The sequence below is a fragment of the Halalkalibacter sp. APA_J-10(15) genome, from assembly GCF_023017105.1.
Lineage (GTDB): Bacteria > Bacillota > Bacilli > Bacillales > Bacillaceae_D > Halalkalibacter.
Map to the genome: position 1 here is coordinate 1 of NZ_JALKEV010000024.1, position 14,761 is coordinate 14,761.

General features: G+C 32.5%; 9 protein-coding genes. All 9 read right to left on the reverse strand.

The features are described from left to right. Nucleotides 1-312: 312 nt before the first annotated feature. The 9 genes from MW695_RS20695 to MW695_RS20735 all read right to left on the reverse strand — a co-directional run bounded on the left by MW695_RS20695 (nt 313) and on the right by MW695_RS20735 (nt 14,599). Complete coding sequence (locus MW695_RS20695; RefSeq protein WP_247107390.1) at nt 313-2,340, reverse strand: Eco57I restriction-modification methylase domain-containing protein; 2,028 nt, start codon at nt 2,338-2,340, stop codon at nt 313-315. After that, nucleotides 2,327-3,871, reverse strand: a complete 1,545-nt coding sequence (locus MW695_RS20700; protein WP_247107391.1) for a hypothetical protein — start codon at nt 3,869-3,871, stop codon at nt 2,327-2,329. Before MW695_RS20700 ends, MW695_RS20695 begins: the two co-directional genes overlap by 14 nt. Nucleotides 3,872-3,889: 18 nt before the next feature. Next, on the reverse strand, nt 3,890-5,590 hold the full coding sequence (locus tag MW695_RS20705; protein ID WP_247107392.1) for a hypothetical protein: 1,701 nt from the start codon (nt 5,588-5,590) through the stop codon (nt 3,890-3,892). Nucleotides 5,591-5,608: 18 nt separating this feature from the next. After that, nucleotides 5,609-6,373, reverse strand: a complete 765-nt coding sequence (locus MW695_RS20710; protein ID WP_247107393.1) for a hypothetical protein — start codon at nt 6,371-6,373, stop codon at nt 5,609-5,611. A gap of 227 nt (nt 6,374-6,600) precedes the next feature. Continuing rightward, complete coding sequence (locus MW695_RS20715; protein WP_247107394.1) at nt 6,601-8,163, reverse strand: Tn7-like element transposition protein TnsE; 1,563 nt, start codon at nt 8,161-8,163, stop codon at nt 6,601-6,603. Nucleotides 8,164-8,167: 4 nt separating this feature from the next. Further along, a complete protein-coding gene (locus MW695_RS20720; RefSeq protein ID WP_247107395.1) occupies nt 8,168-10,027 on the reverse strand; it encodes a TnsD family transposase in 1,860 nt (619 codons plus the stop codon). 9 nt (nt 10,028-10,036) lie between these two features. Further along, nucleotides 10,037-11,641 (reverse strand): ATP-binding protein, encoded by a 1,605-nt coding sequence (locus MW695_RS20725; RefSeq protein WP_247107396.1) that lies wholly within the window; start codon nt 11,639-11,641, stop codon nt 10,037-10,039. After that, the gene (locus MW695_RS20730) at nt 11,634-13,781 is read right to left on the reverse strand and encodes a transposase family protein (RefSeq protein ID WP_247107397.1); all 2,148 of its coding nucleotides are present in this window, start codon (nt 13,779-13,781) and stop codon (nt 11,634-11,636) included. The genes MW695_RS20725 and MW695_RS20730 overlap by 8 nt, the downstream gene beginning before the upstream one ends. Continuing rightward, nucleotides 13,778-14,599, reverse strand: coding sequence for a TnsA endonuclease N-terminal domain-containing protein (locus tag MW695_RS20735; protein ID WP_247107398.1), 822 nt, complete (start codon nt 14,597-14,599; stop codon nt 13,778-13,780). Before MW695_RS20735 ends, MW695_RS20730 begins: the two co-directional genes overlap by 4 nt. Nucleotides 14,600-14,761 lie beyond the last annotated feature (162 nt).

A 14,761-nucleotide genomic window follows, 5' to 3' on the forward strand; every position in this document is an offset into this window, starting at 1 on the left:
AAGCTCAATCACTGTTTGTTTAAATTCTTGGTTATAACGTTTTTGACTCATAATTCGGACACGACCTTTCGTTCATTCAATTTTAATGACTTAACCAAGTTGTGTCCATGTATCTATACTACATTCAACCGTTCAGATAATCAAATGGTATTATAGAAAGTTGTTTAAAAATATTTACTTACTCAGCAACTAATGAAAGATAATTAATAATAAAGTTGTTTAACTTATAGAGAAAAATGCACAAAGTTACACCTGTTTATAGCAAAATAAAAGTGCAGAGTCTTACATACTCTGCACTCTTAATTTAAAAGTTTATTTTTCGGACAAAAAATTTTCAATAATATCTATTTCTTCTTTTCTAAGCCCATATATCCTATATACTAAATCATCCACCTTCGTCTCTTTTTTCTCAATATCACCTTTCATTAATTTAGCTTCTAAGATATTATCAACGAGTGACACCATTTCGCAGTATAAAGTATCTTTTTTATCTAAGAAAATGATTGGATATCTTTTCATAATAGGAGACTGAAATCGGAATCTTTTTGAATTTAAATGGACAGGGTTTAATTGCTTGTGAATAAACAAAGTTAATTTACTATTTAATATCCCCAACAAAAATTTATAATCATCTAACGAGAAGTTAGCTTTAAGCCGAATCGCGTAAATTGTCCCGTTATAAAAGAATCCACTTGTATCTAATGAAAATCTGCATTCAGAAGATAGATCAGGGGTCAAAATTTTTATATTCTTAAATGTATTATGTGAACGTTCTACCCAAAGCTCGTACCATTCTTTACCGTTTCTTTTCTTTATATATTTCCTTTGTTCTAGCTCAGGTTTATGTGCTGACAAATATTTATTTACATTAGGGAAATCTTCTAAATTAATCCTATGAGTCATTCCTGATTTTTCAATATAAGGATATAAAACAAAAGTATCTGAACCTTCTTTATCACCTGTCCATTGATACGTCCATCTTCTTAAATTCTTACCTCTTAACATTGGGAATACTAAATTTTTCTCTAATTTATTTTTATTGATAAATTCATTGGTTATTTGTTTACAAAACACAGAATCTGCCGTACTTTGAAAACCAACTAGTATACTTTCAATATACTCACTTAAATATTTTACCTTAGGGTGTTCATTTATTTTTTTTATTACTCCTTCCATTAATGGAAAATTGTATCGCCAATAACTCCCCAAATTAACTGTACCCAGCTTATTTACAGACAAGGACTCATCTTGTTGCACCACTTTTTCCCAGATGGCAAATTCATTCACTTCTCTTTTAGGTGTTTCAAAAAAATATACAGCAGAAAGAACAGCTGCTTTAAAAGGAAAAATAGCACTTAAATCCAATACTTTAGATAAATAAACGTTATCTTCCACATACTCCCTTATCGCCTGCCCATAAGATGCACTCATAAATTTGTCAGAAGTTACAATTGCTATTTTCCCTCCCTTTTTATTTACAAGTTGAATTGATTTTTCTATAAATAGTGTATATAAATCATATTTGCCTTTTGCAGAATAATATTTCTTTTTATATAACTTTCTTTGGTTTACATTTAAAGAATGATACCTTAGGTAAGGTGGATTAGTTACAACTAAATCATACTGGTTCTCCCTTAGGATTTCACTTTTTTCATTACTCAAACTATCCAATTGATAAATGGGTATAGTTTTTTTCGGGTTATTCTGGCATGAATATTTAAAGATTAGCATCAATAATCGAAGCTTGGCGATCAGACAAGTATTTTTTTGTATATCTACTCCAATTATTTCTCCGCCATATAATTTTTCTATAATATTCCTTTTTAACACAGCATTATCATTAAATTTTAAAAGCAACCTATTTAAATATGCGACTAGAAAGTTTCCAGAACCACATGCCGGGTCTATTATCTTTCTTTCTATGTTTTCTTCCACTTTATATTCATTATAAATTAGGTTAACAAGATCCATTCGGGTATAATGCTCCCCTAATTTTTTTCTCTTTTCTCCTTCTGACAATATCAAATATATAGACCCTAAAATATCTTCGTCAGTTTCAGGAGGAGGATTTTTTATAAGCCAATCTAACATCTTTAACGCAGATAATGAATTCACATTAAGTGTATTAAAAATCTCTTCATTAAATTTACTCATAGCTTCTAATTTAATTTGTTCAATATTGTATGGCTTGTTTAATAATGAAGCTAATTCAACATATTTATTACAATACAAAAGTCCATACAGTAATGAGAAAGTATCTAATTCTTTTGATACAAATTTCTTTAGAAATTGTGAGGCATCTAATATATATGAATTAGTCATTTTACTATTCATATTCATTGGTCATCTCACTCAGCATGGTTATTGTATCCTTTAAATCACTTACCAAACTTTGAAAATTTGTATTAGCACACAAAAATAACGGCCTCTTTAGGGGCGTCTCATCGTGTCCCCACTTTACATCATCTTGCCTAGTTACAGAATCATTTTTATTAAAATAGGCTATCATTATAAATGCTTTGAAAATACGTGCATATCTTTGAGTAATCTTTTTTTCAATGTCTTTTTTTACATTACCAAACTCATCCGCATTCCTTTTTGCTTCGATCGCAACAATATACTCAGAATTTTTCCTATTATCTTTAATTCTAATTAATATATCTATGTCTCTAGAGCTACTAATGGGATCGCCGTCCCTTTTCAAATCAAATTGAGCATCAGTTTTAATATTTATTATTTTATAATTGCTATGTTCTATATTAAATTCTTCCTTCACTTTTTTCACAACTTCTTCTACAAACTCTTGATGCCAAAACATTCTTATATAGTGTAATAAATGATATGTAGGAGCATATATCTTCTCAAAAGAATTATTCTCTATAATTCTTTTAGGGTCTTCTCTATTTTTCTCATCAAAAATAAGACCTAATGATGGATCAATCCAGATACCTTTCTCTGGGAAATTGTTACTAATAAGCCTATGATAAGTAGACAAAAATTTGTTTATCTCTCTATCCGAAGAAATATTTTCAATATATTCTTTCTCGTTCAAGTAACCTTTATTTAATAATCTTTCTAAAACAAACGACATTTTACCTTCTAATGCATTTGCTTTTGTGATCTTCAAGAAAGATTTCATTAGTTCATTTGATGTAATATGTTCTTCAGCTATACGATAGCCTGAGGGTACACTTCTACTCATTAACCAATTCCAATTTATATTATTTTCCCACTTTACATTTTGGATCCACTCATATTTATGCAAATTATCTATAATATACTTTAACATATCATATTTAAATGCTTTTATAGTGACCCTAAACTCACTATTTATTTTCATATAACCAATAATAGCAAAACCCAGCGACAAAGTTCTCAACTTGAATATTGCAATATTACTACAACGAATATTATGGAATAGAGGTATCGGCGAATAATGTTTCACTTCATAATCTACGTTTGCTAGAAACTCAGATTCTTTATCATAGTTTATTACTTCGCCATCTTGAATGCGTACTAAATAATTTATAAAATCCTCATCGCTTATATCTTCCCCTACAATATTAAAACTAAATAAAATCTCTTGCGATTCATAGATTAAAAAATTCAAGGAGTCCTCATCATAGTCTGATTCATCATCAGACTTTTTATATTTTGCTAGGACAATTTGAGCTATCATTAACTTTAGTTTATCTACTTTATCAATACTTGGTTTATTGTTTGAATCAAAGACAATAACCTGGCTTATTAGAAATTTATACTTAAGTTTTAAAGAGTCCAATATCTCTACTACGTCTGATTCTTCTAGTTCAACACCTTCTGGAACAGAAAATTCAATAAATAACCAACTTTTCACTTCATCAGCAAGCACTTTAAACAACCTCTCCGTTTAATTAAAGTTAGATACAAATCTTTCAAACTTTGTTGATAACTTTTTCTTTAGAGCATTTGTGTTAGCATTACTGTAAGCAAGTAAATTTAACAATTCATTTTGATCTAAAGGCACATTTATTATATCTGGATGATTTCTAAAGTAATTTAAAACCGTTTCAGTTTCAGCTTCTTTTTGGTAAACGAAAACAGTAGCAAATTCACTCTCTTTTCCAACTTCACTTAGTTCATCTTTAAAATTTAAACACCGTTGAAATTTATTCCCTAGACTCTTAGGATTAGATGCAGTAGCAATATAAATCAATTTTTCATTAATATTTTCTCGAATATACAACACTGACGCTAATTCTTCTAGACCAAACTCTGTTTTAAACCTTACAATTTGGTAATTTAAATCTGAAAATATCTTCTCAAGTGAAGATTTTATTAGACCTGGCCTTTGATTATGATGTGCCTTCTGCCATTGTGCACTAACTTCATCTAAAATTCTTTCCTCGTCTGTTTTAACATTAGGTGGAGTTTTGATATCTACAATATTGTCTATAAGATTTGAACTGACTTGTTTCTCTTTTTGAAAATCGGATAAGTTTTTCCCTTTTAATCTTAAGTCGTCCATTATCTTTAACATATTTGAAATCGCATCTCGATAACTTATTGCCTGAGTTGTATCACCTAAGTAAGCATAAAATTGCTTTTTCATTTCTTTAGCATATTCAAGTCCTACGTCATATCCATAACCTTTTTGATATCTAACTGCCAACTCGTGAAATAATTCTTCGAATTCATGTACATCTGAAGGATTAAATTCACTTAATTCAAGCACATGATGTTCTAAACGAGTCCATAAGGCAAATTCACCTTTAGAAACCGCTTCTTTTAAATTCCCCTCATATTGTTCAGTAACAGATGTGATTAATGCAACTGATGGTGGTTCAAAACTTATAACCTTATCAATAAACTCTTTATAACTAATATAAAAATTTCTCCTTGCTGCAGTTGTTAATGCTGAAAAAGCATGTTCAAATTCATCTAATAGAATAAGAAGAAAACCTTCTTTCTTTTTTCCTTTTACAAAAAAATGTATTATATTTATATAATCAGTATTATTTAATTCCCTGATTCCTAATTTACTTATTTCTGTTCTGCCATGTGATGCCCCTAAAACTCTCATAGCTGCACTACTCTTATTTTCACCTTTGTATATTGTAAAAAAAAGAGTTGCTAAATTACTACTAACTCCAAGTTTTTCGCTGATTATACTTATATCTGTATCTCTATCTTGACTTTCAGTTATCGTCATATTATTAACTAGTTGTTTAAAGCAACTTGTAAAGTCACTAAAATGAAGTTGAAATAATTTGGAGACAACCATTCTTACAAAGCTATACTTTACGACATTGGTCTCTTGAACTTGAAATTTCATTGTATAATAGTTACCCTGGTCTTTTAACCTAGATTCTATCCAGTTTAAAAAATGAGTTTTCCCTCCTCCAACTCTACCAGTTAAAACTATATGTGCGAAATCCCAACCACTATCACAATCCAAAAGCTTTTGTGTAATTCTATCTTTTACTACTTGTTGGTTAATAATAAATGTTGGGGATTGAGGTGGCTGTGAATTTTTCATGCCAGTTAACTCTTTTCTAACGGTAGGAACTGATAAATCCTCTTCATTCCTAAATAATTTTTCAATATTCATTTATTTAGCCCCCATTTTTTAAAAAGACTTTTTAATTTTGATATAATAAAAGGTATCATCCTTAATTAAAAAATAATCTTTCTTAGCAAAATCAATATTAACAGTCGAAAAAGATGTGTAAGTTGCAAATATAGGATCACTATATAGCAAATCTAAATTCCTTTTGAAGTCTTCTCTTTCATAACCATATTTCTGTAACGCTTCAAAAAGACTAGTAATAGATGCATTTTTCCCATACCCACCTACAAGAATTAGATATTCCTTTTTCAATAATGAAAGGAAGTCTATATATTGTTCATACTCTAAAAAAGGGTTAAATACGCCTTCTCTTTGACTTGCTTTAATAAGGCGCTTTATTGCATATAATTTTTCAGTGACAGTCCGTATATTTTCCTCACTATAACCATGTTTTAAAACTTCTTTATATAATGATGGATTAGTCATTGTAATTTTGGGATCGATCTTACATATCAACTTACAACTTTCAAACAAGTCATTAATCTTATATACATTATGCACTAATAATTTATCTAGTTTTCTATTCAAATCAACATACAATTGTGCCTCCCATGTAAGAGTGACTACACTTCTCCCCTCAATTAAACCTAATTTCGCAAGATCTTTTATAAGAATATTAGTTCTTGACATACGTTTACCATATAATTGGCTAGCGATATCCCTTAATTTTTCTAAAGATAATGATGGACTTAAATCAATAAATCTTATTAATTCTTCCAGCTCTTCTAAAGAAGGAGGAAATTCATATATAGGATATAATTTCATTTCTACCCTCCTCTCATTTATTAATCGATAAGTAAAATTAATCGATAAATAAAGTTTATCGATTAAAGAATACGTTTGTCAATTTTATTTCTTAAAAAACTCATAAATAATACAGTAACTATGAAATCAAAGTAAAAGAGCGTTAATTCTCATTATCCCCACATAACAATATTTTTACAACTGATCAAGTTGATAAATTTTCTCTATTCACGTACGAAAACACATTATTAAAAGATAATTCGTGCAATTCTACTTCCCCACTTACTAGGACTTTCTGTTAAGTGTCTTACTTTTATGTGTTGAATCGACCCCATAAAAGACTTACTCCAATTTCCACTAGAAAAAACTAACTTTGAAAGTAGTTCCATAATCCTGCTCTCATCATTCTGATAACTTCCTTCTGTAGGAATTATTAGTGTTGAAACAGTTCTATTATCCGGAACTGATACTTCAAGTATGTATGAAGTTTTAACAGAACTAGAAACTTTTGCAATCGCACACACTCTTCTTCTACCATCGGGGATATTTGAGAACTTTCTACCTAATGGGAGATAAACAATATTTAAGGAAACAGATAATTCTGGGTTGCTCTCTATTATGTAATTTATCATCTTAATAAAACCCTCAAGCCCATAACCTGAAAGTTCCCTCGCAATCTCCAATGTCTGAAACTCCAATGGCTTAATTGCACCTCCATAAATAGCTTCATCGACACCAACTACCTTCTCCTTCTTAGTTCCCCCACCGCTCCCCTTATTAGATACATATATATCCCCCTTATTTATTTCTTGTTCACACTTTCTAACTGCTTTTATTGCAGCTGGCTCTTTAAATCCTAATTGAATTGGCTCAGCTTCAATCACTGATTGATTTGTATCTTCCCTGGAGCGCTTTTCTTCATTTTCATTAAGGGTATGCTGCCCTTCTTTACTGTTTGACTCACCTAAACGATGCTTTCTAGGCGCATTTGTATATTTACGTTTCTTAATAGACGGGTGACTGTATTCAATTTGAGAAACTGGAATGGTTATATTATCAATACCTATTAACTCTAAAATCATTACTTCATGATTTTTTATTAAACCCCGAAATGCAATTTTATTGTTTTTTAGTGCAGGTACTGCAACTTCTAGAGCTAGATGTCCACTTCTTTCTGCAGCGTTAGCATAAATGTTGCTTTGAACTGAAGCAAAAGATTGCTTAATAGCCTTATTCAAATATAACCAAGCAAAGTAATGAACAAATTTACTGTTTATGACTGCAGCAGGAAGGTGATTGTTAAAATCGATGACGGCACTATTTTCTCCAAAGTAGGCTGCTTCAGAAATCAAAAAGTCTAATCCGTTCGGTCTTAACAATAAATTCGATAATGTTTTGTTCTTTGCAAATAGGGAGCGAATCAATTCAACTTGTGGAATATGATAAGTAATTTTATTTGATTGAAATGACCAGACTTTCTGATTCATTAATGTGGGTTCTCTATATAAAAAATAGTTAAACTTTCTACATACATCAATGGCATTTTGTACCTTACCATTTTGAAACTCTTTTACTCTTGCTTCGCCGTACGTCCCTTCCTTTTGCGTTGTAAATTGCAATCCGTTCTGATAATATTGGCCTACTCTAAGAATAGGAAGCAAACCAATAGGTAGAGTAATTATTTGAAGTTTATCCTTTACTTTAAATGCAACTTCAATATGCCACTGCTGGTTTGGCTTCATTTTGACATTTCCAATCCAATGCAGAGAGACAACTTCATCTTTAAAAGGCCAAGGTTTAATCTTAAGCATACTATCACTTCCTCTTATACAAGGATTCTTGCTGCAATAATGCTTGTTTTTGTATTGTTAGTTTAAACTCCTCATTCATCTGCTTTAAACCCGCTAGACGGGCTATTTTCCACTCAACAATGCACTCATTTCTTATTAACAGCTCCTGACAAGCCCATTTCACCCTTCTTAATTGAAACGATTCTCTTGATTCCAAATGGATATCCAGATAAGCTTTCGTTTTAGGAAACTTATTTAAATGCTTCTCGATAATTCCAAGCTGACCAATGCTCTTTCCCACTTGACTTCTATTTATAAAAACAGGCTTTTCTCTATTCTTTAACAGAGCAATCGCTACCTTTACCTCGCTTAAAATATCTTCATCTCTATCATTCCAGTTTACTTTTACAGCTGGGGAAGTTCTTTTTAGTTTAGGAGAATGTTCCTGTAACCACTTCTTGTCATTACGATAGAGCCATGAATATGCATTATTGTTTGAATTTCTAAGTTGAGTTACGGATTTGTTTGGATGTGTTTCTATAAGCGTTAACCAAACCTTCCGATAGTCAGTTGCTTGTTGTGTCTCTTTATTACAGTCAGTACACTGAACAATTTGCTTTTGATTTCTATACTTTTTTACGGTTCCAATATCACAATTTAACTTTCTTGATATGTCGTAATTACTTAGACCTTGCGACACTAATTCTTGCAATTTATCAAACCATAGTTGTCCAAACTGTTTCACTCGCCCAATCTTAAACGTATCTTCACTATCAACATCAGGACCACGTCGAGAATAGATAAAGCCACATGAACACTCAAAAGTTCCTACTGGTCTTCTAGTATCTGTACATATTGTTATCGCGACCGATGAGATGACACGTTTTTGATAATGTTCAGCTGCTGAGTTTAAACAGTAATAAGGACTTTCTCCAAACGGAAGAAATTTCTCATTAGAAAATTGATAAAAGCTATTTATTGTTTCTCCAACGAAATTGATAAATAATAGATGTCTTATTGGATGAAATGCTTTTCGATGTTTTCTAGTAATACTTTTAAGCCAACATGACTCATCTGATGGTTCGACTTTCGATTGGACCAATTCTAAAAACTCATGGCCATAATATAAAATAAATTGTTTCGCTAATTTTTCTTGGTCAACAGTTCCTTTAAAATTCGCAAACGATTGTTTCTGAAGTAAATACCGATACCCAGCCTGAATGCCTTTCAACGTAAATTGAAAATCTTTATTTATTAGTTCTAAGCTCTGTATAGCCAATAGGTTGAGGAAGTACTCTGTTTTTGGATTTATTGTTTTGTTTACTAATGGAAAATAATTAGTGAGATTGACACCTGAAAATTGATGTTTATTATCCCCTCGAAAAGGAACGTCTGAACTAACTAACATCTCACTGTGTTTACAACAAACAAATACACCCGGTAATTGATGGGCTAGCCTCCAATAGGTTTCTCCCTTATTTTCTAAATCTTCTCGAATGCAACTTTGACATAAGCGAAAATATGCTATATCTTTTATAGAACTTGCCATTACACCAGTAGACATATGAATCGATTTAGAACTCATTCCCTGTGCCATTGCAGAATACACCTGATTTTTCTTACTTTTTGGAAGAAAAGACGTGTAGTATCGATAAAATGTATGATTTTCAATCCAACTTTGTACGTTAGGCACACCAAAATGCTGTATTTTGTCGTGTATTTTGGCTAACCCAGTTGGTAAATCTGGAACAGCCACCATATTTGAAACGCCATAGAGGTCTCTCATTGTTTGTTTAGGGCTTATATTAGAAGAGTGAAGATGATAACGGGCAAACCAACTGTATAACAATTCATCTTCATATAGTGTCGGAAAGTAGGTAATCATTTTGTCCTCCTACAAAGCAAAATCATTAAAGGGATATTTGATATACCCTGTATCACTTAATGATTCATAAGCCGATTGTTTTTTCTTTTCACCTTTTCCTATGATGTCTTTTAAAACACTTATTTGAACCGGTTTATCCTGCTTTTTTGGTGTATTCAGTTCCTCAATAATGGTCAACGCCCGCTGCATCAATTCAGTGTGTGCCACATCACCGGCTTCTTTGATTGCTTTAGTTGCTGCCTTTTCAGCAACATTTGCATTTACGTCAAGACTTATTAAAGTTGTTAATAACTTTTGTAACTTTGAAACCTCTACATTTTGACGCTTCTGTTCTTGCTCTGCTTTTTTCTTCTGAATAGTAGCTCTAAGGTCAATTTTGGACTGATGGTGCTGTAAATGCGTCTCAATATCCATTGGCATTATATCTTCGTATCGTTCCAAATCTGATAACTGTCCATTTTTTAATGCCTTTAACATAGGTTGAACGAGCTTCAAATCATCTATTGCAACTTTTTTGATAAGAGCTGGCGTTATTTTCTCTACACCTGTTTCAATTGCCCTGCCCTGAGATAATGCAAATAGCTTAACTGCGATATCAACAATGCCTTGACTTTCTTCATATAAAACTTGGTTTAACTCGTCTGTTAATGGGGTTTCATTCTGAATCCATTGATATCTCCACATGCTCTCAATTAATAAGTCCCAATCATCATCTTTTTTCATTTGCTGCCATACCATATCACCTTGTCCGCTTCCTCTTCGGGCCTGACGAAAATCTTTTTGTAGGATACTTTTTGCTCTCATCGTTCCAATCATCATCACTGGGACACCAATTTCATTCACAAGCGTGACCAAGAAATTCATCATTTTTTCTGAGTTATTATCACGCGTCGTAAGTAAATGTTGAATTTCATCAATAATTAATGCACCAACACAATGAATACGTGCTATCTGGCCCATTCTTGTCACCATAGAGCTAATTGAATTTCTTCTAGAACCAAAACGTTCGTAATAATTGGTACCTAATAGTTCATCCAGCTTCAAAAAGAAATCCATGCATAATGATTTTAAAGAGCCGTCATGAGGGCAATTTAACTTTAGCCACACGACTTGAGTAATATTTAGTGGATGCTTATGGATGATAAGTTTAGGGTATTGTTCTAACACCCTACCAATGGCTGTCGTTTTACCAATACCAGAGAAACCCATTAACGTAAAACTTGATGCAGTGGACCACATATGATTAGTATTAGGTCGCCCTTGTAATGTATGATGGGCTGATGATAATTGATTTTTGAATTCAGGTGAGTTTGGATTTCTACTAACATATCCTTGTCTTAACAGCCTAGAGAACCTTTGTTCTAAATCAATATGTTGCATGACCGGCTGAAAGAAACGAGCTATTCTTGAAATAGAATGATAGCGATAATGTGATGGTAAAAGCCGTTCTCCTTCTTGATAGTCAAACTCCGTACTCATAGCTTCGTAAGCTTCTTCTGGAGAAAGGATAGGGGGAAGTGCTTCTATTAAAGGATTTCCTTGATAATCAATCACTACTTGATGCTTATATTCAGCTACCTCAGCACTAGACAACTTGTCTTCAATACTACTCATCTTTGTTCTCTTTTCTCCTTCCTAAGAAATCCCTTATGTTTGGCCTAGCATATGTTTCTCCATTTTCTGGTGATTGTTCTAAATACACTACTTCACCTGCTTTGGTTGAAGGCCTCTCTTTTTCTGATTTTAAAGCTTCCGCTTTTCGAGTTTCGTCTTTTTCATGCTTTCTATACTCTTTGATTGCTCCTACTTTCTCAGCCTTACTTAAACTAGTATCCTCTTCAACTTTTCTCTTTTTTACAGCCTCTTTTACAATGGCTTCTACTTCCGAAATGTAATCTATATCTTTTTGCAATTGTTGGTGATTAACATTAACTTTCGAATGCTTCTCTTGCTCTTGTAGATAAATTATCTCGTCCAAACCTGAACTTTTAAATCGCTGTGAAATAGGGAGTAACGTACAAACCTCATATAAAGTTGGATCAGAATCTACAATATAAACGTTATCCATACATCTAGGGTCAAAAGCTACTTTTATCTTCCACGTCCCTTTTTGACGTGCTGTTTCAAACCATGACTCCTGAATTGCTCTATCACAACTGTAGAAGATACCTTTATAGTTAATTCCTTTATGAGTAACAGTAGCCATCTCCCTTTTCATAAGAGCTATTTTTACTGTGTCTTCAGGGGAATATTTTAATTTACCTGTCCTATTTTTCATGCCCCAATTCCAAATCTCTAAAGGAACAGGAGTTACATCATCTCGAACCATTTCTTCTTCTCTAACATAACCACTTAAATAATGCTTTTGGTTATAATGTAGGATTTGCTTAATTATGATTTTTGTAAAATCATCAAGTGTTAAAACTGCATCTAACCTGTAATCCCTGGCTCCTCTTTGCTGAAAATCCTTATCGACATAGCCTGGTAAGAAAGGTTTAACCTTTTTTTGTATTAGATCAAAGTGTTTCTCCACAATCCCTTTCCAATCAGCTCGATATGGGGCTGTATTCTCTACATGAAGACCGAATGCATCAATTAATCGTTCCACATTATACCCTTCAAATTCTCCGCGGTCTGCTAAAAGCGTCTCGGGTAAATGTTCACTTGGCCATTCTTCTCTATTGATGGTAATACCGTACTCAGCACAAAACTTTTCCTTATTTGAAACTGTATTAGCTATTGCCATCATCCCCCCTAACCACGAGGGACCTTCCAAACCAATGTACATTCCAACAACCATACGACTAAAAACGTCCATTACTAAATATATAATTGGTCTACCGATAACCCAATTCGGATTAAATTTTGATATTAGGTATACATCTCCAATCGTGGCATCAATTTGATAACGTGAACCAGGTCCATTTACCTCTGAATTTGATGTATTTAATATCGCTCTATAATCTTTGTTAAACTTTTTTTGTCCTTTTCTAGCAATCGTTGATTCAACAATGTTATATTCCTTGTTATACCAATAACGGAATTGAACTAATGTAGGGATCTTTTCCTTATCTTCTATAATGACTTTCTGAATGCCATCATCAAAATAAATGTCTTTTGCATAAAATTCTTTAATCATCATTTTATAAGCATCTGTGAGTTGATTTTGCTTTGAAGTTAAGTAATACTTCTCAAGGGCAACTCTAAAGATTTTTTTTGTTGAATCGTCCACATTTATACCAGTAGAGAAATGCTTTCTTGGTCGGCCTCGCTTCTTGTCCCCAGCTTCCCTTGTCACTCCTTTTGCACCAGAATTCTTATAGTCTGGTAAAAGTGCATTAATCGTTTTGCCTCTTTGCCAGTACTTCCTTAAATACTTTCGAACAGCTGGATAAGTAACGCCGTGGACTTTAATAGCTTTATTAATATGATTCGACCGTGGTTTTTTCTCAAAAATAGCGGGTTCATCTTTAATCATTTCTTCAATAACTTCCCATGATTGATTTCGCAATAATAAATACTTTTCGGAAACTTCATCTATATCAGGAAAAGCAAACGGCTCTTTTCGAATTTTTATAAGCAATTCTTGAATAACCTCATCTTTGATTTCTGAAATCGTCCTTTTAAAAGGTAATGCTTTGGTATCCTCTATATCTATTAAATAGGCAATGATATTTCCCTCATCGACCCATAGAATGCGAAATTGCTTATCAGTTTGAGAATCTCTTAATAGCTCATTAACAAAAAAATTCACGTTCCCCACCTCTCTGATGTTGAACTCTTTAACATTGAAGTAAAGTCGATATTCAATGTTTCTAAATCAATTTTCTTAGTCAAATCAACCTTTAATCTTTTATGGGCAATCAAGTGTTTTAAAATGGACAACGCTGTTCCACCAGTTAATTGATACGTCGCATCAAACTCATTTAATCTGTAAATAATTGTCCCCGATTCTTTTTTCAGACTATTCATCAGTAACTCTATTAAAGTAGGGTTTATAGCTTCCGATAGTTTCTTCGATGAGCGTAGCCACACTATATTCTCTATGGTTTCTTTATGTAGTTCTTTTTCGGTGACGATGCCCCAGTCTATATTCTTGTCTTCCCAATACACTCGTTCAATTTCAAATTTTTCTATAACTCTGGATGAATTAAGATCTTTTGAGGGTTTGATTGTTCTTGCTAAGTTAATGACTTCATTATCAATTCTTGCAGTAATATAAAAGTCTGTTGTCATTACAAGAGGGGTCTTTGATGTAGAATCTTCGGGGTGTTTTATCCCTACTCTTTCTGCAATGGCTGTTGTAATTTCACGATTAAGAGGGAATTGTTCTCGAATGTCAATTACTTGATCAGACCATTCGGACAAATAAAAATAATTTCTTTCTAAATCTGAAAGAAGATGATGTATTCTTTCATTCTTTAAACCTAGTATGCGATGCGTCCTCCCCTCTGATGGAACATCATATGTCGTTAGCCACGGCTTATAATTAGAAAGTTCTCCTTGACCTCTTCCTTCTTTGATAAAGCGAGCAATTTTAGCTTCTGTCCAACCATATTTTCTTTTAGCCATACATAACCTCTTTTCTATACAAAAAAACTGCCAGCAGGGGCTTTGTTTGAGTAAGTCTTCCCATGCTGACAGTTTTTAAACAACTTTATTATTTTTTAAACGACTTTATTATGATTTAAACAACTTTATTATCATTCAACAAATTTGATTACAATCCACACA

Bases quoted from the DNA above. Each gene is read 5' to 3' on its own strand.
- MW695_RS20695 (WP_247107390.1), bottom strand. From the start codon at position 2,340: ATGAATATGAATAGTAAAATGACTAATTCATATATATTAGATGCCTCA.
- MW695_RS20705 (WP_247107392.1), bottom strand. From the start codon at position 5,590: ATGAATATTGAAAAATTATTTAGGAATGAAGAGGATTTATCAGTTCCT.
- MW695_RS20710 (WP_247107393.1), bottom strand. From the start codon at position 6,373: ATGAAATTATATCCTATATATGAATTTCCTCCTTCTTTAGAAGAGCTG.
- MW695_RS20715 (WP_247107394.1), bottom strand. From the start codon at position 8,163: ATGCTTAAGATTAAACCTTGGCCTTTTAAAGATGAAGTTGTCTCTCTG.
- MW695_RS20720 (WP_247107395.1), bottom strand. From the start codon at position 10,027: ATGATTACCTACTTTCCGACACTATATGAAGATGAATTGTTATACAGT.
- MW695_RS20725 (WP_247107396.1), bottom strand. From the start codon at position 11,641: ATGAGTAGTATTGAAGACAAGTTGTCTAGTGCTGAGGTAGCTGAATAT.
- MW695_RS20735 (WP_247107398.1), bottom strand. From the start codon at position 14,599: ATGGCTAAAAGAAAATATGGTTGGACAGAAGCTAAAATTGCTCGCTTT.